At 41.1% G+C, this 21,576-nt stretch carries 18 protein-coding genes; 10 read left to right on the top strand and 8 right to left on the bottom strand.

Annotated elements, in window-relative coordinates:
• Positions 1 to 8 precede the first annotated feature (8 nt).
• From S4054249_RS15550 to S4054249_RS15530, 5 genes are all read left to right on the top strand, one after another.
• Entirely contained in the window at positions 9 to 716 is a 708-nt protein-coding gene (locus tag S4054249_RS15550; RefSeq protein ID WP_046354779.1) for a winged helix-turn-helix domain-containing protein, read from the top strand.
• A 298-nt stretch (positions 717 to 1,014) separates the two neighbouring features.
• Entirely contained in the window at positions 1,015 to 2,838 is a 1,824-nt protein-coding gene (locus S4054249_RS15545; RefSeq protein ID WP_046354780.1) for a DUF4856 domain-containing protein, read from the top strand.
• Between the two features lie 87 nt (positions 2,839 to 2,925).
• Positions 2,926 to 4,224, top strand: coding sequence for an imelysin family protein (locus S4054249_RS15540; protein ID WP_046354781.1), 1,299 nt, complete (start codon positions 2,926 to 2,928; stop codon positions 4,222 to 4,224).
• Entirely contained in the window at positions 4,217 to 6,436 is a 2,220-nt protein-coding gene (locus tag S4054249_RS15535) for a TonB-dependent receptor family protein (RefSeq protein WP_046354782.1), read from the top strand. The genes S4054249_RS15540 and S4054249_RS15535 overlap by 8 nt, the downstream gene beginning before the upstream one ends.
• An 84-nt stretch (positions 6,437 to 6,520) precedes the next feature.
• Positions 6,521 to 7,495 (top strand): sterol desaturase family protein, encoded by a 975-nt coding sequence (locus S4054249_RS15530; RefSeq protein ID WP_046354783.1) that lies wholly within the window; start codon positions 6,521 to 6,523, stop codon positions 7,493 to 7,495.
• Positions 7,496 to 7,565: 70 nt separating this feature from the next.
• On the opposite strand, the gene S4054249_RS15525 is transcribed toward S4054249_RS15530, so the two are convergent.
• Together S4054249_RS15525 and S4054249_RS15520 are read right to left on the bottom strand one after the other, a co-directional pair.
• On the bottom strand, positions 7,566 to 7,850 hold the full coding sequence (locus tag S4054249_RS15525; protein ID WP_046354784.1) for a hypothetical protein: 285 nt from the start codon (positions 7,848 to 7,850) through the stop codon (positions 7,566 to 7,568).
• A gap of 290 nt (positions 7,851 to 8,140) precedes the next feature.
• Positions 8,141 to 9,709 carry a cation:proton antiporter family protein gene (locus S4054249_RS15520; protein WP_046354785.1) on the bottom strand — a complete coding sequence of 523 codons (1,569 nt, stop codon included), beginning with the start codon at positions 9,707 to 9,709 and terminating at the stop codon, positions 8,141 to 8,143.
• A gap of 202 nt (positions 9,710 to 9,911) precedes the next feature.
• Here S4054249_RS15520 and S4054249_RS15515 point away from each other — a divergent pair, with 202 nt between their 5' ends.
• Both S4054249_RS15515 and S4054249_RS15510 read left to right on the top strand, forming a co-directional pair.
• A complete protein-coding gene (locus tag S4054249_RS15515; protein ID WP_046354786.1) occupies positions 9,912 to 10,655 on the top strand; it encodes a sporulation protein in 744 nt (247 codons plus the stop codon).
• Between the two features lie 26 nt (positions 10,656 to 10,681).
• The gene (locus S4054249_RS15510) at positions 10,682 to 11,128 is read left to right on the top strand and encodes a GNAT family N-acetyltransferase (protein WP_046354787.1); all 447 of its coding nucleotides are present in this window, start codon (positions 10,682 to 10,684) and stop codon (positions 11,126 to 11,128) included.
• Positions 11,129 to 11,187: 59 nt separating this feature from the next.
• Here the strand turns inward: S4054249_RS15510 and S4054249_RS15505 are convergent.
• The 5 genes from S4054249_RS15505 to S4054249_RS15480 all read right to left on the bottom strand — a co-directional run bounded on the left by S4054249_RS15505 (position 11,188) and on the right by S4054249_RS15480 (position 17,083).
• A protein-coding gene (locus S4054249_RS15505) for an IS3 family transposase (protein WP_419555210.1) occupies positions 11,188 to 12,389 on the bottom strand; the annotation gives its coding sequence in 2 pieces (ribosomal slippage) (positions 11,188 to 12,026 and positions 12,026 to 12,389; 1,203 coding nt in all).
• A gap of 87 nt (positions 12,390 to 12,476) precedes the next feature.
• Positions 12,477 to 13,823: a sodium-dependent transporter gene (locus tag S4054249_RS15495; RefSeq protein ID WP_046354790.1), complete on the bottom strand. Its 1,347-nt coding sequence runs from the start codon at positions 13,821 to 13,823 to the stop codon at positions 12,477 to 12,479.
• Positions 13,824 to 14,023: 200 nt separating this feature from the next.
• On the bottom strand, positions 14,024 to 15,337 hold the full coding sequence (locus tag S4054249_RS15490) for a sensor histidine kinase (protein WP_046354791.1): 1,314 nt from the start codon (positions 15,335 to 15,337) through the stop codon (positions 14,024 to 14,026).
• Between the two features lie 91 nt (positions 15,338 to 15,428).
• Positions 15,429 to 16,136 (bottom strand): response regulator transcription factor, encoded by a 708-nt coding sequence (locus tag S4054249_RS15485; protein WP_046354792.1) that lies wholly within the window; start codon positions 16,134 to 16,136, stop codon positions 15,429 to 15,431.
• A 143-nt stretch (positions 16,137 to 16,279) separates the two neighbouring features.
• Positions 16,280 to 17,083, bottom strand: a complete 804-nt coding sequence (locus S4054249_RS15480; RefSeq protein WP_046354793.1) for a hypothetical protein — start codon at positions 17,081 to 17,083, stop codon at positions 16,280 to 16,282.
• Positions 17,084 to 17,307: 224 nt separating this feature from the next.
• Here S4054249_RS15480 and S4054249_RS15475 point away from each other — a divergent pair, with 224 nt between their 5' ends.
• Positions 17,308 to 18,462 (top strand): serine hydrolase domain-containing protein, encoded by a 1,155-nt coding sequence (locus tag S4054249_RS15475; protein ID WP_046354794.1) that lies wholly within the window; start codon positions 17,308 to 17,310, stop codon positions 18,460 to 18,462.
• Between the two features lie 13 nt (positions 18,463 to 18,475).
• On the opposite strand, the gene yhbY is transcribed toward S4054249_RS15475, so the two are convergent.
• On the bottom strand, positions 18,476 to 18,772 hold the full coding sequence (gene yhbY / locus S4054249_RS15470) for a ribosome assembly RNA-binding protein YhbY (RefSeq protein ID WP_039608741.1): 297 nt from the start codon (positions 18,770 to 18,772) through the stop codon (positions 18,476 to 18,478).
• An 84-nt stretch (positions 18,773 to 18,856) separates the two neighbouring features.
• Between yhbY and rlmE the strand changes: the two genes are divergently transcribed.
• Together rlmE and ftsH are read left to right on the top strand one after the other, a co-directional pair.
• Complete coding sequence (gene rlmE, locus S4054249_RS15465; protein WP_046354795.1) at positions 18,857 to 19,486, top strand: 23S rRNA (uridine(2552)-2'-O)-methyltransferase RlmE; 630 nt, start codon at positions 18,857 to 18,859, stop codon at positions 19,484 to 19,486.
• Between the two features lie 67 nt (positions 19,487 to 19,553).
• A complete protein-coding gene (gene ftsH, locus S4054249_RS15460) occupies positions 19,554 to 21,491 on the top strand; it encodes an ATP-dependent zinc metalloprotease FtsH (protein WP_046354796.1) in 1,938 nt (645 codons plus the stop codon).
• Positions 21,492 to 21,576 lie beyond the last annotated feature (85 nt).

Here is a 21,576-nt window from a genome sequence, read left to right as displayed (position 1 = left end):
GGTAAGTAGTGCATACCGTACTGATCGCAGAGAGTAAAAGTAACAGCTTGGCAGTACCACAAGCCGCACTTCAAAATCAGGGATTTGATGTGCAAACTATGGTCTTAGAAAATTTGGATCATGTAAACCAAACCAGTAACAAAGGATTTGTTAGTAGCATTGTCATAGATCAGACTATTGCAACCAGTGCAAAATTCGACACGATCAACACGTTAAAAAGCTATTATCAGGCTCCTGTTTTTGTATCAGTAGATGACAACAATGATGATATTCAAAGCCTGTTACTCGAACTTGGCGCAGATGATGTGATTGCAACTCATGCCAAGCCACGGTTATGGCGGGCTCGATTGGACGCAATGTCGCGAAAATGCCAAGTAGCCAAAGTAAAAAATATCAATAATGAGGGCAATGTACTCACTTTCGGTGCTTTGACCATCAAAGGCGATGAGCGCACTGTCATGTTAGAAAATTCACTCGTGAGTTTGACAACGCATGAATTTGATCTAATTTGGTTATTGGCCTTTAAGGCTCCTCAGGTGGTCAGCCGAGAAGAAATTTACCAAAAGATTATCGGTCAGGGGTATCAAATAAACAGCCGAACAATTGATGTGCGTGTATCGTGCCTTCGTAAGAAGCTCGGGGACAATGCAACTAGTCCGCAAAAGATAAAAACCGTTTGGCGTCAAGGGTATCTCTTTGTGAAAGAGGCGTGGTAAATATTTATAGTTCGAATTTTTCGAACTATAAATCAACCAAACCCTGTGAAAAATATATAACAAAATATTCTATAATTTGTATTTAAAAAATCAAAATCCTTTCAAAACAGGTTGTTACAAATTATTTCAGATTTAATGCTATTGACTCTCATTTTCTCTTCTATATTTAGTCTTAACTCTACCTGTCAATTTGTATACGTTTAACAACGCAAATAATATTGATTGCTATTTAGGTCGGTGTATACTTTGTCCCGTTAAGAAAATGCAAATACAAATAATTTTCATAGGAAGACGTCCAATGGCATTAAGAAAGTCTCTGCTTGCAACTGCAATTCTAGCAGCAACGGTTGGTTTAACAGGTTGTGGTGGCTCTAGTAGCGATAACAACACAGTAACTACTCCAGAAACACCTGCACCAACAACTCCTTCAAATAAAGCACCAACTATTACTGTTGAAACAGCAAGTGTTATGGAAGATACGCTGGGCGCAGAAGTTACAGGTATCACCATTGCGGATGATAATGATGATGCAGCTGCGCTTACATTTACAGTAAGTGACGGTCGTTTTGAAATTGTTGAAGGTAAGTTAAAGCTTAAAGCGTTCAACGCATTAAACTTCGAGCAAGAAGCTGAACAGAAAGTTGGCTTAACAGTTACTGCAACTGACTCAGCTGGCGAAAAAGTAGAGCAGGCGATTGAAGTTGCTATTACAGATATGGAGCCAACGGCTGGTAAAAACCTGTATGCGTTTGTTAATGGAGGCAACTCAAGCGTAGCTTATTCAGGTCAAACCTCTCGTCATGCAGCTATGGCTGAAGCAAAGTCTTTGCTTGGTAAGCTAACGACAGACGTAAGCGTTGATGACCGTAATACGACACTTACTGTGGCTGAAGGTTTTATCTTAGCACAAGACGAAAGCTTCCACGGTTCTGCATTCACTTTCACTGAAGGTAAAGGCGTAGCACAAACCAACTTAGGTGAAATCAGCAGTAAGAAAACTGTTGCAGGCGCAGGTGGTAAGATTGCTGGTAGTGATGCTTCTCCAATGAATAAAGAGTGGAATAATGGCACATCATTCGTAGGTTGGACTGAGTTTGGCACGTTTGACAAAACGCCAAATGGCTTGGTTGAGTACTACTTTGACTTAATTAAAAAGCAAGTAGAAACAGCAAATGGCGGTACTAAAATCTTTGCAGAGCATAATGAAGGCAGTGTTGAATTAACAAAGCTATATGTAACTCCTGAAGGTTTAGACGTTGCACAGCTGATCCAAAAGCACTTAAATGGTGCTGTTTCATTGTCACAAGGTGCTGATGATTATATGGATGAGTTGCTCTTCAGTAATCCAGAAGGTAACACAGAGATCTCGCCTGCGCAGAATGCTGAAGTTGACGCTGACAAAAATTACACTGATATGGAGCATAAGTGGGATGAAGCTTATGGCTACTTTGGTGCAGCAATCAACTATCTAGAGTACTCTGATGACGAGATTGCTGGTAAAGATGGTCGCCCAGAATTTGAAAATGGTTACAATGACTTTGATGGTCAAAACGGTATTGACCTGAAATCTGAGTACAACTTCGGTAACTCAGGTAATGCTGCAAAACGTGACCGTGGTACGAAGAGCAATGCAAACCCAACTGATTTCAGTGCAGCAGCACAAATTGCATTCATCAATGGCCGTGCAATCATTAATAAAAACGTAGGTACTAACATTGATCAGTGGTCTGCTGAAGACCAAGCTGAGCTTAAAAAGTACCGTGACCAAGCGCTTCTTTACTGGGAAAAATCAATCGCAGCGACAGTAGTTCATTACATCAATGACACTATTAGCCATGAAGATGGTGACCTGAAAGATATTGCAGGCGGTGCTTACACAGCTGAGCAGTTCTACGCTGTTGCTAAACATTGGTCAGAGATGAAAGGCTTTGCATTGAACTCACAGTTCAACCCTCATTCACCAATTACTGATGAGCAGTTTAAAGAAATTCACCAGTTAATGGGTGATGCACCTAAGCTTGCAGCAGCAGACGTGGACGCATACATTGCAGACTTAGAAAAAGCACGTGACATCATTGCACAAGCATATAACTTTGATGCAGATAATGTTGCTAACTGGTAATCTGTTTTATTATTTATAACGTAAAGGTTAGCTGCTTATGTAGCTAACCTTTTGTTTTATTTATAGGTATCAAAAAAGAGAGACGCAATGAGAGTGTTAACCCCATTGAGTGCAGTCGCTGTGGCAGTCACCTTGCTATTAAGTGGCTGTGGAGAGAGTAGTTCGAGTACAGCAGGCTCTGAGTTTGCAGGTGGTAATGGTACGACTAATCCAACTACACCAACAACACCGACTACTCCAACTACGCCGACGACGCCAACGTCGTTCGATGAGGCTGCGTTGGTTGCAAACTTGGTTAATAATGTATTGACCCCAACATTAACTCAATTCGATCAATTTGCCAGAGCACAGCAAACACAAATAGCAGAATATTGTGTGGCAGAAAAGGCGCAAAGCGATACTGCATCTGAGCTCCATGACAAAGCGAAAGACAGCTGGCGTGCAGCGATGGCTGGTTGGCAATATGTTGAATTAATGCAAGTGGGTCCATTATTGGAAAATGGTAAAGCATTAAAGAGTAATATTTACTCTTGGCCAGCTGGTGGCGCGCTTTGTAGTATTGATCAGGATATCGTTTATCATGAGGATGGGGTTATCAACGGTGATCCAAGCAAACCTTATGATATCAAAGCACGTACATCAGACAGAAAAGGTTTAATTGCGATTGAACATGCGTTATTCAATACAAACTATGACCACAGCTGTAGTTTTGCAAATGAAGCACTTGCTCCATGGAACAGCCGCACAGTCGAGGAGCGAAAAGTGGCGCGCTGTGAATTTGCCCATACAGCAGCTGGTGATATTGTCGTAAACAGTACTGCCATTCTTGCGCGCTGGCAAGGCGACGATGGCTTTGCAAATCAATTGATTAACGCAGGCAGCTCAGGTTCACAGTTTGATTCAGCACACACCGCATTGAATGAAATTTCAAAAGCACTGTTCTATATGACTAAAGAGCTTAAAGATCAAAAGTTGGGTGAGCCTTTAGGTTTATTTACCAACAGTTGTGGCTCTAATATCTGCCCGCAGGATGTGGAGTCTGACATCTCCGAGCATTCAAAAGAAAACTTACTTGCTAATATCCGCGCATTCAGACAAATCTTTACGGGTGAAGGCAGTAATGCAGACAATACGCTAGGCTTTGATGACTTCCTTGATGCGGAGCAAGGCTCAGATGTAAAACAGCGCATGTTAACAGGGCTTAATGAAGCAGAAGCTGCTTTGTTGGCTATTGATGGTTCTTTAAAAGACACAGTTGAAAACAATACTGCCGCTGTAACTGAAGTGCATGACAAGGTGAAAAATGTCACTGACGAGCTTAAGAATGACTTTATCAATAAGTTGGCTCTAGAACTTCCTCAAACATCGGCAGGTGATAATGACTAAGTACACACGTATTAACAAATCATTACTGGCAATGGCGGTTGCTGTTGCGTTACCAAGTGCTTACGCTGATGAAACAGCGAAAGATGACATCGAACATATCCAAATTATCAGTCATTACGACAAGTTAAGGACTGAGGCTGGTTCTGCCACTTTACTGACAGAAGAGCAATTAGGTGAGTACGAGTATGATGACATACATCGCGTACTTTCTTCTGTGCCAGGGGTGAATATCCGTGAGGAAGATGGCTATGGTTTGCGTCCCAATATTGGCTTTCGTGGTGTAACGCCTGAACGTAGTAAAAAAATTACCATAATGGAAGATGGTGTTTTAATTGGTCCAGCACCCTATTCAGCACCGGCTGCATACTATTTCCCACAAACAACACGTATGACCGCGGTTGAAGTGTTTAAGGGACCTGCTGCAATTAAACATGGTCCTCAGACCATCGCAGGTGCATTAAACCTTGTGACACGTTCAGTGCCTGAGTTTACTGAAGGTGCGATAGACATTGCCGCAGGCGGTGATGGTTATACCAAAGCGCATGGTTATTTTGGCTCAGTGGTTAATAATATTGGCTTCTTAGTCGAAGCCGTAAATGTTCAAGCAGATGGTTTTAAGGAGCTTGACGGTGGTGGTGACACGGGCTTTGATAAAAATGATTTCTTAGCTAAATTTAACTATCGTTTGCAGCAGGGTAACATCGAACATAACTTCGGCTTAAAGTTAAGCTATGCAGATGAGATTTCAGATGAAACTTATCTCGGTTTGACCGAAGCTGATTTTGCTGAAAATCCATATCGCCGTTACGCAGCAACCGCGCCTGCAAAAATGGATACTGAACATCAGCAAGTGATGTTCACCCACAGTATGAGCACAGAGAATTTGAGTTTAACAACACGTCTATATCGTAATGATTATGAGCGTGCTTGGCTCAAATTAAACAGTGTTGAAGGCAAATCACCTCAGGAGATCTTGCTAAATCCGGAAGCTGAAGACAATCAACGTCTATACGAAATCCTAAAAGGTGAGCAAGACTCTGTAGTGCCTGGTGCAGCCAATTTCTTGACTATGGGTACAAATGACAGGGAGTACTATTCGCAAGGGATACAAATTGACGGTGACTTTACGTTTGACTTATTTGACCTAAACCATGATTTATCATTTGGCGTGAGATTCCATGAGGATGAAATCGAACGTAAGCACTTTGAAGAAAGCTATGAAATGAAGTCAGGTGTATCGTCTTTGGTAGCGAACAGTAAGCGCTTCACTACATTGAATACTGAACATACAGAAGCTTGGTCGATTTACGTTGAAGACAAAATTAAGTTTGATGCGTTAACTTTGGGTGTGGGTTTGCGTGGTGAGATTATGGACATGCACTACCAAAACAACAATAACCCAGATGATTGGCTTGATAAAACAACGCGTATTTGGTTGCCAGGTCTAAGTGGTTTTTATCAGTTAAGTGAAGATTCGGGTTTATTGTTTGGTGTACATAGAGGCTTCTCGCCGGCATCTCCAGCGCAATCTTCAGAGATTGAGATTGAAAAAAGTACGAATTATGAATTTGGTGGCCGTTTCAACGATGGTGTTACTGAATTTGAAATTGTTAGCTTTTTCAATGACTATAGCAACTTAAAAGAAAGTTGTGGTCAGTCTAATTGCGGTGACAGTACACAACAGGATGCTGAGTTTAATGGCGGCGCAGCGCATGTATACGGCCTTGAGGCACAATTCTCACAACGTTATCCTTTAAATTTACAATTAGATATACCGTATAGTCTTGTTTATACGTATACCAAAGGTGAGTTTAAAAATGACCGCCGTACGACCTTTGCGCAATGGGGTGAGGTGAGAAGTGGTGATCCATTGCCATATCTGCCAGAGCATCAAGTGAGTTTTAACATTGGCTTGAGTGCTGAAAAGTGGCGTACTTCATTGGCTATTAAGTATATTGGCTCTATGCCAGAAGCCGCTGGACGCAGTTGGGTCGATGGGACCCAGGAGTTCACGCTTTATTTAGAGGGTCAAGAAGTGCCATCTTCGACAACTGTTGATTTCTCAGCCAGTTATGACTTTGATGACTACGGTCAAGTCTACTTGAAAGTGGACAACTTATTGGATGAGGATAAAATTGTGAGCCGAAGACCTTATGGCGCACGTCCTGGCAAACCGAGACAGCTGACTGTTGGATATAAATATGCATTTTAAGAGTTGAATGACTCGCAAATGTTATGTTGATATTAGGCCGCTTTATGTGGCCTTTTTTAAATTTATTGGGAGATTTAGATTTTAATGATGGAGACTATTTGGCAAAGTATCTCAACCTTGCCAGGGTATTTAGTCGATGCAAATAAACGTATTTTTTGGTTGTATTTGGCTTCGGCAGTTGCAATGGCATTTTTTGTCTATTATGCCACCAGTCAATCACGATCTGTAAAAGGCTTCTGGCAGTTCTTGTTTCCCAGATCGGTTTGGCTTCATGAGAGTGCCAAACAAGATTATGGTTTATTTATTATTAACCGTATCATTAAGGCGCTGACCTTTGCACCCATTGTACTGACCATGGTACCGGTTGCCATTGGTATTTCCGATGCATTGGAAATACTATTCGGACCACCTCTTCAATTGCAATGGCCACCGTTCGTTGTCGTCGCACTATTCACCTTGATGTTATTTTTAGTGGATGACTTAACACGATATCTTCTCCACTTGGCATTACACAAAGTGCCTTGCCTGTGGGAAATTCACAAAGTACATCATTCCGCTAAGGTGCTTACTCCATTCACGATATATCGTTCCCATCCAATTGAAAGTTATTTTTATGCGTGTCGTATGGCATTGACACAAGGGATAGTTGTTGGGCTGGGTTACTTCTTTTTTGGCTCTGCGCTGAGCATGTTTGATATTCTGGGTGCAAACGCGTTTGTATTTGTTTTTAATATCTGTGGTTCAAACCTTCGCCACTCTCATATTTGGTTCAGCTGGGGTGATAAGCTAGAAGGCTGGTTCATAAGCCCTGCTCAGCATCAAATTCACCACAGTGACAACCCTAAGCATTTTGACACTAATATCGGCTCAGCATTAGCAATTTGGGACCGTTTAGCAGGAAGCCTTATACGTGCATCAGAAGCCAAAAGTATTTCTATCGGGGTTGGTAAGTATGATGCAGGTCACGATTCATTGTGGGCTATTTACTATAAGCCTGTTATCGAGTCATGCAAAGCAATGATGCCAAAGAAAATGTTGAAGAAAAAAAAGAGTAGTTAGAAAGAAGGTAGGCTGGCGACGGGCATTGCCAGCCTATATTAGAGGGAGTAGGCCCTCAAAAATTGGTTGCTTAGTGCATAACTCTTGAAGACGCGCGATAAAAGCCTAAGTCATTTAATTTAGCAATCAGACTTGGATCATCTAGGCGCTCTGGCGTAGATTCGTTACGCAAAAAATGATCTTCAGGCACAGAGTGCAAATCCAGCATTTTATGAAATAAAATATTACGAATTGCCAACGCTGTCATACCTGAGTCTTGAATATCATCCAAGCGTTTTTGAATGTCGGCAAATGGGCCTGCATTGACATCGTCAACTGCTGCTGGAAAGTACGAATTTAACTTATTTTTGCTCATGCAAACCCTCATAAAATATCATGCTAGGATCCTAGGTTGTTCCCAAAAAAGGATACTAAGTATAAGATTTAAGTACAAAAAATTAGAGAACAGCTCTCTAACTGACACAGCCAGTGTACTCTGTTTCGGTGTCAAATTACTAACTTCGTTGTAAAGTTTTGTAAATCGCACTAATACAAAAATGTGCTAAAAAGAGAAGGGGTTTTTAGACGTCTAGATGTAACTATATGACAGGAAAATAAAAATAGTTCTCAGTACCTTTTAGAGGGTCTGAGAACTATTTACTTAATTTAGAATAATTTTTCTTTTACGTGCTCTGCAAAACCACTACCAGCTTCTAAATAGAAGTTGTAAGTGGAGTGAACTCCCATGTCTTCCAGTTCCTTTTGCTGGTCCGGATAGTTCGCTATTGCTGTAACTTGACCGGTATAACCAGACGCTTGTAATTGCTCAAGTGCATATATGTTTTGCATATGCTTGGGCATCGCTAGCATTACCATTTCAACGTTAGAATGGTTTACACGTTGCCAAAAGTCAGGATCTGTTGCATCGGCCAATAGTACGCGACGTCCTCTTTTCACGTGCTTATCCACAACTTCAGGCTTAATGTCAATGCCAGCAACAGAGTCGGGGTGAGAGCAGTGAATAGTCTCATAAGCACCTGTGCCGATCCTACCCATACCAAAAATAACGATGCGAGTGTCTGTTAGATTAACTGGCAGTTCCTCCTCAAGGCGCTTAGGGCTCTCAAATTTCTGCAAGATATGTTCAAATTTGACATAGATTTCGTTAGCACGCTTATTTAGTGGGGATGCGATAATAAAAGTAATCGAAACGGCGATGGCGACTACCGCCAGCCAGTCTGGCGCAATTAGGCCAGAACTTGCGGCAACGGCACAGACTATCAGACCAAATTCACTGTAATTAGAGAGTGTAAAGGCACTGAGTAACGAAGTACGAGCACGCAGCCTGAACATGTTGGTCAAGACATAGTAAAGCGTGACTTTTACAGGTAATACAAGTACTAGTAGTAAGCCAATAAGGAAAGCATTTAAAGAAATACTGGCATTTAGTCCGATGTTTAGGAAAAAACCGACAAGCAATACGTTTTTGAGATTAAGTAGTGACTTGGCCAGTTCACTTGCTTTTTTGTGCGGGGCGAAAATCATACCGATAATGAGTGCACCTAAATCACCTTTTAAGCCTGCGAATTCAAAGGCGTGGTAGCCAACGACCAACGCAAAGAAGAAACCAAACAGTGGCAGTAACTCGCCGTGTTTGGAGCGGCTAAGCACCCAGAACATGACTTTTCTAAACACAAATAGACCAACTATTAAACCCAATGCCCATATATTTGGCATTTTACCTGTACTAATGGCTAGGAAAACGACAGCAAATATATCTTGCATAACCAAGATACCGATGGCGATTTTACCATGCAAACTGGCCATTTCACCGCGCTCTTCGAGGACTTTAACGGCAAATACTGTACTAGAAAAGCTAAATGCAAAGCCGACAAGTAAAGCGCTTTGTAGGTCGAGTTCATTGAAAAGTGGTAAGTTGAAGATACACAACAATAGCAGTAAAGAGGCAAAAAAGGCACTACTCAAAACAATATGCAAAGTTGCAGGAGCCCAAACTTGGGGTTTAACTAAGTTTTTGACTCGTAATTTTAATCCAATACTAAATAACAGTATGGTGACACCCAGGTCAGCCAATTGCGAAAGCAAAGGCGTTGTTTGTTGACCCATCAGGTTGAGAATAAACCCTGCCATCAAGAATCCAATCAGAGGCGGTAGCTTTAATTGATAAATTGAAAAACCACACGCAAAAGCAATTGCAAAATAAAGTAGTTCCATAAGTTACGCTGGTAGTGTTTGGTAAATTGATTCTATCAAATCAAGCTGGTTTATAAATCTATTCCGGACAAAAGAATGGTACTGTTCGCATTAGTTCTCTTCAACTAAGCCTATATTTATCAAAAATAGGCAGATTTTCACTGACAAGCTGTGATAAATGTGTTTAAGATGCCTTAACGGAACATCCTCGAGAGGAGTAATGATGTTTAAAAAACTCTTAGCATCTGTCGGAGTAGGTGCAGCAAAAGTAGACACAATACTAGAAACGGAACATTTACATCCAGGACAAAAATTCCAAGCACAAATCATTGTGATGGGTGGTGATGTAGAACAAGAAATTTCAGGATTAGAACTTGCCTTAATGACGAAGGTTAAAGTTGAAACTGATGATAGTGAGTATTTTACAAACCACGTTATTGAAAAGTGGCGTATTCCAGAAGAATTTACAATTTCACCTGGTGAGCAAAGAGTGATCCCATTTGAAGCTCGTTTGCATTCTGAAACGCCTATCACTCAAATTAACGCGCCCTATAATCATTGTCATGTATGGCTTGAAACAGGCTTAGATATTGACCTTGCGCTTGATCCATCAGATAAGGATGCATTGCACATCTATCCTAATGAAGCCGTAAAGGCCGTGCTCAGTGCGATGGACAAACTTGGCTTTCAAATAGTGAAAGCAGATGTAGAAAAAGGATATTTACGTGCTTCTAGTTTTCAGTCCATTTCAGGTTGTTACCAAGAAATTGAATACCGTCCAAGCAGCCGTTCAGTTTTTGGTTTACAAGAAGTTGAGTTGTCTTTTGTACCGGAAGCACACAAAACGCATGTTTTAATTGAATTAGATCGCGCATTTCGTAGCGATGGTTATGTAGATCTCACCATTGAGCACGATCAGGTAAATCTATCACGTATTTGTGATCAGCTTGAACGTCTGTTCGCGTAGCAGAAAGATAAGGCCTAGTGATCACAATGACTGAGATTAAGGTTAAGTCATTTTATGAGCTCACCAATGATGAGCTCTTTGAAGTTTTTAAGTTACGTGTTGATATCTTTGTTGTCGAACAACAATGTCCTTACCCAGAAATAGATGAGATAGATCGGATTTCATCTACACGTCATATTTTATTTTGTGACAACTCGCAGCTTAAAGCGTATGCACGATGTTATCAAAAAGGGCAGGGGGTTGCCGCGATTGGTCGTGTGTTGATTGCGTCAGAATTTAGAGGCTCAGGAGTTGCTTATGAGCTGATGGAGCAAGCGATTCAATGCTGCATAAATCAATACTCTGATATGTCTATTGAAATCGCTGCACAGACATACTTACAGCCTTTTTATCAAAAGGTAGGCTTTAATAGTATAGGTGAAGCTTATTTAGAAGATGGTATTGAACATATAGATATGAAATATTGCCGTTAAACGATTGCTTAAATTGGCTTTATTTTGACCCATCCTAGTATGGGTTGACACTTTTTATATTAAAACGCTCGATGAACTTCATCGGGCGTTTTGTAGTTTAAGGCTGTGTGTGGCCTTTTCTGATTATAGATTTCAACAGACTGCTTCACCATTTTCTTAGCCTCTGCCAGGTTATTTGGTTTTATCAGTAAATATTCATTTTTAAGAATGCCGTTTACTCGTTCAGCCAGAGCATTTTGGTAGCAATCATACCCATCTGTCATTGAACAGATTACTCCATGTTTCTCATGTATTTGTTGATACTCATTAGAACAATATTGAATACCTCTATCTGAATGATGGATAAGTATTGATGTGCTCTTTCTATGTGTCAGAGCGTGCTTGAACGCCAGCTTTACTGAGCTTGTTTTTAAATCATCACTTAAGTGATACCCCACAACTTTCCTTGAATAAGCATCTGTCACGAGGCTGAGATAGGCACCACACTCATTTGTTGGTAAATAGGTAATGTCTGCCACCCACAGTTGCTCTGGACGGGTTAGCTCAATGCCTTCTTTTATGATGTTGGGGTGTTTATAAAATCGATGAAGACTATGTGTCGTTTTATGGAACGCACGTTTGTTCGGTACTAATAAACGATTTAGCCTTAGTAAAGTAAATAGGCGGTCTCTTCCGATTGATATCTGAGATTGTTTCATCATGTATTGTAACTTTCTCGTGCCAATACGAGGGTGAGTCATGCGCTCAAGCCTCACAAATGAGAGAACACTTTGCTCAAGTAGTGCGTTGTTTGCATTCACTTTACAACGCTTGTAATAAGCTTGCCGAGTAATGCCCAAATACATACACGCTTTACTCACCGATAGCTTGGCTATGGTTTTTTCTTCAATAACTTGTTACGTTGCTTTTTTGTAATACGTACTCCGAAATCTTTATCAAGTACATCAACTATCGTTTCGAAGAACTGTGCCTTGAGTTTTGCATCCTCCAGCTCTTTCTCAAGTGCTTTGATTTTTTGCTCTGGCGTTAAGTCTTTGGGCTCTGACATATAACTGACCTCACTCATATGATTAGGTGTTCCTTTACTCCAATCTAAACGGCCATGCTTACGAAGCCAAACTAAAACTGTCGAAGCCCCTTGGATACCATAATGGTCTTGTGCTTGTTTGTAAGTGCATTCGCCTTTTTCTACCTTATCAACAACTGATAATTTAAAGGCAAGCGAATAATCTCTTTGGGTTCTCTTAGATATAGATGTCATGACATTCTCCAAATTTAAATTTGAAAAGTGTCAACCTTAATTAGGACGGTACATTTTCATAATAAAAAAGGCGCTTATGCGCCTTTTTTATAAAGAGTTGATAAAGACAAGGGCAATTGCCAAAGGACAAATAAATTTAATATACCAAGGCCAAATCTTCCAAAAGAAGCTATGTTCTACGGCATCATTCCCTTCTTTAATCGCATCTAATAACTTTCCTCTGTGCCAGATCCAGCCGGCAAAGACACAGCAAAGCATGCCAATTAAAGGTTGTGCAAATTGTGTAGTGAGCTGTACGACGAAGCCGAATAAGCTGTTGAAGTTAAGTATTATGGTCACACTTACAATGCTTACAATGACGCCAATTAATCTCGTTGCGTGCACACGTGCTAGTGCAAATTTTTCTACCACGTAGGAAACAGGCGCTTCTAACATCGAAATAGAACTTGTTAAAGCTGCGATGCTCATTAGGGCAAAGAATGCAAAACCAATAAAAATGCCAACACTTCCCATACCTTCAAACAAAGCGGGCAATACTTGGAAAACAAGCGTATCCTCAGATAATAACTCACCCGTTTGAGAGAAGATTTCTACGCCCTGAGCCTGAGCAACATACATTGCAGGAATGATGAGCATGCCGGCCACAAACGCAATGAATACGTCAATCAGAGTGACATAAGCGCCCAAAGAAACCAGGTTTTCTTGTTTACTGATGTATGAGCCGTAAATGATCATCACACTCGTGCCTAGTGATAATGAGAAGAATGCTTGCCCTAGAGCACTGACTAACAAGTTAGGATCTAAAATAGAAGTAAAATCAGGTACTAAATAAGCTTTTAATCCAGTTATCGCACCTTCTTGAGTAAGTACATAGCCAATAAGGGCAAATAGAATAAACAGCAGCGCAGGCATTAGGCGTTTAGACCATTTTTCAATACCGTTTTCCACGCCTTTACTGATAATGGCTACGGTTAATAGAATAAATGCAGCAGTAAATAGTAAATTTCTTGATAGTGATTGCTCACTTAGCCAGTTGGTTGCTTGCTCGCTACCGCTGATGACTGCAATAGGCTCTAATGTTGCGCTGAACATCCAGCCTGCGACAATCGCATAAAAACTTAAAATTAAGCCAGAACAAATAATGCCGCCAAAACCGACGATGAAAGCAAAGCGTCTTTGTGCAGAGTTATTTGCTAATTTTTGCAATGAGGCAACAGCATTTGCTTGACCATGACGTCCAATCACAAGTTCAGCCATCAATGCGGGATAGGCAAGACAAAATGCTAACACCAAATAGACCAGCACAAACGCAGCGCCACCATTGCTGGCGGTTTGTGTGGGAAATCCCCAAATATTGCCTAGACCTACCGCAGAGCCTGCAGCGGCCATAATAAAACCAAACCGAGAACTAAACTCTCCTCGAATACTGCTCATGTTGTTATATTTCTCTTTTTTTGAAGACGGCCGCAACAATCTACTGTAATTGAAGCGAAATAAAAAGGTTTATCTGCACTGTTCTAGCACAAGTTTTTGGTGGAAAAAACAGCGTGGATTTGAGTATCCATAATTTTTTCTTAAAATACACTTTAAGTCATTGATTTTGATTTCTTTATTTGGCTCCACTCTGGGCTGTGTCATTCACTCTGTACAGTTTGTGAGACTGCTTTACAGGGCAGAATCAAGGTAAATTTAGCCCCGCCTAATAACTCAGAGCGGCCCACTGAAGCTTTTCCGTGATGCCAGTCGACCACTTTCGAGACAATCGCCAAGCCTAAACCATAGCTTTTACCTGCGCGATTGCGATGGCTTTGCTCTTGGAAAAAGGGGTTAAATACCTTGTTCCAGTTCTCTGGCTCTATACCTGGGCCGTCATCTTCAACAGTGATTTCAATTTCGTGTTCATGTAATTTTGCGCTGATAAACAGCTGCATTTGAGCAAAGTCGCAGGCGTTACTCAGTAGGTTGGAAATAGCACGTGCTAACCAGTGTAAGTCGGCCTCCATCATAAGCTCTGATTTAATCGAAAGATTAGCGGTAAGACCGTTTTTCGACATTTTAGGGTGCATTTGCGCCACAATGTCAGAAATATACCCTTGCAATTTAATTGGCTCAAATTTTAATAGGTGCGATTTTTGTTCTAAAGTGGCGAAGGAGAGGTAACTGGACAACATATCTTCCATTTGGTCCAAATCCTTTTCCATGCGCTCTAGAAGGTGGTGGATTTCATCAATATCATCTTCTTCCAAAGCAGCGTCAAAACCAAATCGGAGGCAAGCGACGGGTGTTCTGATGTCATGAGATAAACTAGACGCCATAAGTTTGTTTTCAGCAAGTAACTTCTCGATTTGGTTTGCCATGCGATTGAACGTGAGTTCTACGTCTTTGATGTATGTAAAGTGATTTACTTCAATCCGGGTATCCAAATTACCACTAGCAAATTGTTTTGCTGCATGTGTCAGCACTGACAACCTTTTTGCTAACGGTGCCAAAACAAACCACATAAATGCACAGACACCGGAATAAAAGGCAAGGGTGAGGAAAACATCATAGCTATTTCTCTCAGGCGGTTTGTCTAATTGTAGCTCGATGTAATCAGGTTTGATTGCCGGCGTTGATTTTAATAAATAAAAATAACCTTCGTCAGAGTCAATAAGTAAGCCTTGTGGGCGATGCATTTGTTCTGTTAGCTCTTCAGGGAGGGCAAGAGAAGCGCCTAAGTGATAAGCGATTTTTAAGTCAAAATCTTTTCCTGCTTGTTCGATGAATGCATTGCGTTTTTCAATCTCTTTGTCACCGGCTTGGTTAGCGATGCCTACGAGCAATTTGGCTTGCCAAAAGAAGTTATCTTCATCTGGCGCAGTTTGCTCACTAAATGTGTCAATAAGCCACCCCAATAATACAATTGAGATAATGACACCAGTTAACAAAGATAAATACAATTTTCTCATTATTTAGCTCCAATGAGAGTACCGCAGAGCCACAAAGAGCGGAGGGCTGTATCAAACTGTAGCTCCGAGAAGCCCGAAGCTACAGGGACAATTACCATGCAGATGGCACGAGCAAATAACCTTTTCCCCATATTGTTTTAATTTTTTCTGGGTTCTGAGGGTCGTCATCAAACTTTTTACGTAATGCAGAAATTAATACGTCTACGCTGCGATCCAAACCATCATATTCACGGCCCTTCGTCGCTTTAAACACGGCGTCTCTGGATACCACTTCACCAGCATTAGAAGCTAAGAAGTGAAGCAGCAAGTATTCAGCACTGGAAATAACGACCTCTTGCTCCGAGACCAGAACTTTACGCGATTGCGTATCTATCTTTAAGTTACCAACAGCCAAAATAGCGCTATTTGACTGCTCTTTATTCCCAGAATCTTGTGCTGCGCGGGCATTTGCTTTTATTCTTGCAAGCAAAGCTCTCGGCCTAACGGGCTTAATTACATAATCACTGGCGCCAACTTCTAAGCCTATGACTTCGTCCATTTCTTCATCTTTAGCGGTTAGCATGATGATTGGTTTGTTGTAAAACTGCCTAAGCTCTCGACAAACACTGATCCCATCTTGCCCAGGTAGCATAATATCCAGCAGCACTAAATCTGGATTAATTTGCTTTACCATAGAAATTACTTCATCTCCACGGTGACAACAATGTGTGGTATAGCCTTGGTTGTTTAAATAATCAGCAACCCACTGTGCAAGTGATTCATCGTCTTCGACCAGTAAAATAGTCCCATATTGCTCCATGAACAAGCTCCTTTAATCTAACAAGTGCACACATAAGGTGGCCCTTATTTTTTTGATAAAACCATACTAACTCTTAATTCTAACCGCGCCAATTATAATTACTATGTTGGTAAAATATGTAATGAAATGTATGATTTTGTTGATTATTGAACATTAAGTTTGTCAATTAAGCCTTCGGTCAATTTGGCCATCATTTTAGGCGTTAGAGTGTTGACCTCTTCTTGTGTACATGCACCAGCAACTTTAACGAGTGGGGTCTGAACCGGCTTTACAACGTAATCTGGTACGTTTACAGCTGAATTGTATCGTGCTTGCCTTGCTTCATCGGTATTCTGTTCAGTGATGAACTTTAGCACCTCTTGTTCATTGGAAATACGTTGCGTTTCTGTGAAAGTGTATTGCATAGGGATACCTTGGAACCCTGCACTATCAACAGAGGATTTGGCAAACCAAACGACATCGGTTGACTGATTATGTGTTAAACGCATGCTTAAAGACGCCGTAATATTACTGCATTGCTTGGTAGGCATTGTTTGGGATATTTTTGCAATATAGGGGTGTTCACTACTCGGTTTATTTAATACGTAAACCTTATCTTTACCGTAGGTTAGATCAGCTTGTTGAATGACCAAGTGATAGTCTGTATTTTCATTATTGTCTACAATTAACCCTTTTTTACTGAGTATACTTACCATTTTATCGTGTAGTTCATTGGTGATAGTGACTTTACTGGTGTCGATAAATACAGAGTCACGCTTTTTTATAGCATGCGCAGGTAGTTGGACAGACTTAATTCGGGCTGATTCTAGCTCACTACTGTAGCTTATCTGAAAAATTGATTTTTGCAGTAGTGGTTTTGGTGGTACGTTCAGCTTTGGTGCAAGGGGTTTTGATAGCATACAACCGGCCAGTCCTGTTAATGCAATACCGCCAATGATTACTCGCATTATTAAACACCTCAAATTACTTTTCTTCATTATCATCTACAGCCAATGTGCTAAATTCTACCTTGTAATGATTAGTCACTTACAGTCCCAAAATGTTCAAGATTGTAACTAGTTATATTATGTAACTTTTTTCTACAAAAAGATTAGCGGTTTAAATTATTGTATGTCGTGAGACAGCAACTTACGTGATACCATAACATCGCGTGTTAATGAACTGAGTCATTATGAAGTCACTATTTATATTTTCAAAATGCTTAATATTAATGGTTTTATCTCATCCCGTTAAAAGTAGTGAGATAGAAAGAGCAAAAGCGTGGGAGCATTTTGTAAACGGCTATTCTAAGCAAGTCAGACAAAAACTAAAAGAAAAATCGGTGCCTGGCGCGGCGTTGAGCATTACCCATTTAGAATTTGGGGACTTAGCTAAGGGTTACGGAAGAACCAAAGTAAAAAAAGGGCGTAAGGTTGATGGTAAAACGCGCTTTAGATTGGCGTCCGTGTCCAAAACTTTCGCTGGGTCTTTAGCTGCTAAGTTAGCTGCCGAAGAGCGGATAGATTTAGATAAATACGTTGCCGATTATCTACCAATATTTTTAGACAGCCAGTATTCAACGCTGCGCGTGTATCATTTATTGACTCATTCGAGTGGCTTGGTGCCCAATGCTTATGACAATTTGATTGAGTCTAGAATGTCGTATGAGGACATATACCCTCGATTATTAAAGGTTGATCGCTTGTGTCGACCGGGTATTTGTTATGGTTATCAAAATGTTATGTTTAGCTTGGTGGGAAATGTTATAAAACAGGCGACAGGGCTTAGTTATGAAACTTGGCTTAATGAGTTCATGTTCAAGCCGTTAGGCATGAAAGATGCCGGCGTTGGCTACGCTCACATGACACAAAATGAGAACTACGCTTTACCTCATGTGAAAGGTCGTAAATACTGGCATACAGCGAGATTAAAAAAGCATTATTATAAAGTTGCGCCCGCTGCTGGGGTCAATGCCAGTGCAGAAGACATGGTTGTATGGTTGAAAGCACAGTTGGGTGTCTATCCTAGTGTATTATCGCTCGATGCGTTAACGATCCAATCCAGGCCATTTACGCGCACTAAACGGGAGCTCAAACGTAGAGTGTGGCGCAAATATGTTGATCACGCGCACTATGGACTAGGTTGGAGGATTTATGATTTTGAGGGGGAGACCGTTTACTACCATAGTGGCTGGGTGCAAGGCTACAGAACAGATGTGGTTGTATTACCTTATTTGGGCATTGGATTTAGTTTGTTGCTCAATGCAGAGAGCGGTGTCATTAACCAACTCACTACCAACTTTATTCGCGACGCAATTAAAGTTGCGCGAAAAACAGAGCCGCAATAGCGGCTCATTTTATTTAGTTGCGAGGAAGGATTATTTTCTTCTCTTCGCTTTGACGATAAAGTACTAAAATATGTCCGATCGATTGAACTTTATGAGCACCAGTCTCGCGGACAATTGCATCAAATATAAGCTGTTTGGTTTCTCGGTCATTAGTTGGGACTTTAACTTTGATCAACTCGTGAATTTCTAAACACTGTTCAATTTCTAACAATACGCCCTCTGTTAGGCCGTTACCGCCAAGTAAAACGACAGGTTTTAGAGCGTGAGCTAGCCCTTTAAGGTGCTGCTTTTGTTTATTTGATAAAGTCATATTGGTACAATTTACTAAATTAAGGCTTGAATTCTCGTTATTCTAACGCCATCTAAAGAAGATTACTAATGAGTTGCAGTGAATATGGCAAATAAAAAACACTCAGCGAGTTCAAAACGCTGGTTAAAAGAGCATGTAGACGATCCTTTTGTTCATGAAGCACAAAAGCGAGGTTATCGCTCACGGGCTGTATTTAAGCTTGAAGAGATACAACAGCGAGATAAATTAATCCGCCCTGGTATGCATGTTGTTGATTTGGGTGCTGCTCCGGGAAGTTGGTCACAATACCTTGCTGAGCAAGTGGGTGATAAAGGCGAAGTCATTGCGTGTGATATTCTCCCTATGGATTCATTACCTGGTGTTGCATTCTTGCAAGGTGACTTTCGCGAAGAAAGCGTGTTGAATGCATTATTAGACCGTATTGGCGGGAAAAACATTGATGTTGTATTTTCGGATATGGCACCAAACATGAGCGGAAACAACGTGATAGATCAAGCTGGTAGTATGTATTTGGTAGAGTTAGCACTGGATATGTGCCACCAAGTACTGAAGTCTAACGGCGCGTTTGCGGTCAAAGTTTTCCAAGGTGAAGGATTTGATCAATTTGTACAGGAAGTGCGTAATGTATTTAAAGTTGTAAAGATCCGTAAACCAAAAGCGTCTCGACCTAGGTCACGTGAAGTATATATAGTGGCGACAGGATACAAACTGTAGTACAGTTGAGGTGCATTAAAGATGATTTTAAATAAATTGGATACAAGAGGTTAACCCCTTGAGCGATATGGCGAAGAACTTAATTCTCTGGCTTGTCATTGCAGTTGTGCTTATGACAGTGTTTCAGAGTTTCAATGGTGGCGAGCAAATTGATCGTCAAACAAGTTACACTCAGTTTGTAAAAGAAGTACGTAGTGGAGCGATCAGAGAAGCAAATATTGATCGTACAGCTGGTACTATTTCAGGGACTAAAAGTAACGGTGAACGTTTTCAAACAATCATGCCGTTATATGATGAAGACCTAATTAATGATTTGCTAAAAAATGATGTGAACGTGAAAGGCGTTGCACCAGAAGAGCAATCTTTCTTGGCGAACGTTTTTATTTCTTGGTTCCCAATGTTGCTGTTAATTGGTGTATGGATTTTCTTCATGCGTCAAATGCAAGGCGGTGGCGGTAAAGGCGCAATGTCGTTTGGTAAAAGTAAAGCTCGACTGATGAGTGAAGACCAGGTCAAAACGACATTTGCAGACGTAGCCGGTTGTGATGAAGCGAAAGAAGATGTAACAGAACTTGTAGACTTCTTACGTGATCCGTCTAAATTCCAGAAGCTTGGCGGTAATATTCCTAAAGGGGTACTCATGGTAGGTCCTCCTGGTACAGGTAAAACATTACTTGCTAAGGCTGTCGCTGGTGAAGCGAAAGTACCATTCTTCACGATTTCTGGTTCAGACTTTGTAGAGATGTTTGTAGGTGTGGGTGCATCTCGAGTAAGAGATATGTTTGAGCAGGCTAAAAAAGCAGCGCCTTGCATTATCTTTATCGATGAGATTGACGCAGTAGGCCGTAAGCGTGGTGCAGGTATGGGAGGCGGTCATGATGAGCGCGAACAAACGCTAAACCAAATGCTTGTTGAAATGGATGGTTTTGAGGGTAACGAAGGTATCATTGTGATCGCTGCGACCAACAGACCTGATGTTTTAGACCCTGCACTATTAAGACCAGGCCGTTTTGACCGTCAAGTTGTTGTAGGCTTACCAGATGTACGTGGTCGTGAACAGATCCTAAATGTACATATGCGTAAAGTGCCGCTTGATTCGAACGTTGAAGCGTCGTTGATTGCCCGTGGTACGCCTGGATTCTCAGGTGCAGATTTGGCTAACTTGGTCAATGAAGCTGCTTTATTTGCCGCTCGTGGTAACAAACGTAAGGTCAGTATGGCTGAATTTGATGCTGCGAAAGACAAGATCATGATGGGTGCTGAGCGCAAGTCAATGGTCATGTCTGAGAAAGAAAAAGAGATGACAGCATACCACGAAGCTGGCCATGCTATCGTTGGTCGACTAGTGCCTGAGCACGACCCAGTCTATAAGGTATCTATTATTCCTCGCGGTAGAGCATTGGGCGTGACGATGTACTTACCTGAACAAGACCGTGTGAGTCACTCTAAAGAGCACCTTGAGTCTATGTTATCTAGTTTATATGGTGGTCGAATTGCAGAAGCCATTATTTACGGTGACGATAAAGTAACGACCGGTGCGAGTAACGATATTGAACGAGCGACAGATATAGCTCGCAAGATGGTAACTCAATGGGGTTTAAGCCCTGTATTGGGCCCACAAATGTACATGGAAGAACAAGGTGAAATGTACATGGGTGGTAGCAGCTCAAGAATGTCTGGTGTTTCTGATGAAACAGCTAAGTTAATTGATGCTGAAATCAAAAAGTTTGTGACAAATAACTACGACAGAGCAGAGCAGATCTTAAAAGACAATATGGACATCCTTCATGCAATGAAAGATGCATTGATGAAGTATGAAACAATTGATGCTGGACAGATCGATGATTTGATGGAGCGTAAAGAAGTTCGCCCTCCAAGAGATGCCCATGATCGTAAGTCTGATAAAGATAACGGCGCGAGTAACGACACTTCAGCACCTAAAGTTGAAGAGACAAGTTCAGAAATTCCGCCTCAATCAAATACAGAACTTGATGACAAGCCTTAATAAAAGGTAAAATACAGTCGTAGGAATTCAGGCCTCGAGCTTTCTCGAGGCCTTTTTGTATCTAAAAACTATCTTTACACCTGTT

The organism is Pseudoalteromonas luteoviolacea (assembly GCF_001750165.1).
Lineage (GTDB): Bacteria > Pseudomonadota > Gammaproteobacteria > Enterobacterales > Alteromonadaceae > Pseudoalteromonas > Pseudoalteromonas luteoviolacea_G.
The sequence above is the reverse complement of the archived record's forward strand: the minus strand, read 5'-3'. Positions and strand labels throughout refer to the sequence as shown.

Excerpts from the sequence above, each read along its gene's own strand:
- S4054249_RS15495 (WP_046354790.1), bottom strand. The coding sequence starts at position 13,823 with ATGAGCAGTATTCGAGGAGAGTTTAGTTCTCGGTTTGGTTTTATTATG.
- S4054249_RS15545 (WP_046354780.1), top strand. The coding sequence starts at position 1,015 with ATGGCATTAAGAAAGTCTCTGCTTGCAACTGCAATTCTAGCAGCAACG.
- S4054249_RS15485 (WP_046354792.1), bottom strand. The coding sequence starts at position 16,136 with ATGGAGCAATATGGGACTATTTTACTGGTCGAAGACGATGAATCACTT.
- rlmE (WP_046354795.1), top strand. The coding sequence starts at position 18,857 with ATGGCAAATAAAAAACACTCAGCGAGTTCAAAACGCTGGTTAAAAGAG.
- S4054249_RS15475 (WP_046354794.1), top strand. The coding sequence starts at position 17,308 with ATGAAGTCACTATTTATATTTTCAAAATGCTTAATATTAATGGTTTTA.
- S4054249_RS15530 (WP_046354783.1), top strand. The coding sequence starts at position 6,521 with ATGATGGAGACTATTTGGCAAAGTATCTCAACCTTGCCAGGGTATTTA.
- S4054249_RS15525 (WP_046354784.1), bottom strand. The coding sequence starts at position 7,850 with ATGAGCAAAAATAAGTTAAATTCGTACTTTCCAGCAGCAGTTGACGAT.
- S4054249_RS15540 (WP_046354781.1), top strand. The coding sequence starts at position 2,926 with ATGAGAGTGTTAACCCCATTGAGTGCAGTCGCTGTGGCAGTCACCTTG.
- ftsH (WP_046354796.1), top strand. The coding sequence starts at position 19,554 with ATGGCGAAGAACTTAATTCTCTGGCTTGTCATTGCAGTTGTGCTTATG.
- S4054249_RS15535 (WP_046354782.1), top strand. The coding sequence starts at position 4,217 with ATGACTAAGTACACACGTATTAACAAATCATTACTGGCAATGGCGGTT.
- S4054249_RS15490 (WP_046354791.1), bottom strand. The coding sequence starts at position 15,337 with ATGAGAAAATTGTATTTATCTTTGTTAACTGGTGTCATTATCTCAATT.
- S4054249_RS15515 (WP_046354786.1), top strand. The coding sequence starts at position 9,912 with ATGTTTAAAAAACTCTTAGCATCTGTCGGAGTAGGTGCAGCAAAAGTA.
- S4054249_RS15480 (WP_046354793.1), bottom strand. The coding sequence starts at position 17,083 with ATGCGAGTAATCATTGGCGGTATTGCATTAACAGGACTGGCCGGTTGT.
- S4054249_RS15510 (WP_046354787.1), top strand. The coding sequence starts at position 10,682 with ATGACTGAGATTAAGGTTAAGTCATTTTATGAGCTCACCAATGATGAG.
- S4054249_RS15520 (WP_046354785.1), bottom strand. The coding sequence starts at position 9,709 with ATGGAACTACTTTATTTTGCAATTGCTTTTGCGTGTGGTTTTTCAATT.
- yhbY (WP_039608741.1), bottom strand. The coding sequence starts at position 18,772 with ATGACTTTATCAAATAAACAAAAGCAGCACCTTAAAGGGCTAGCTCAC.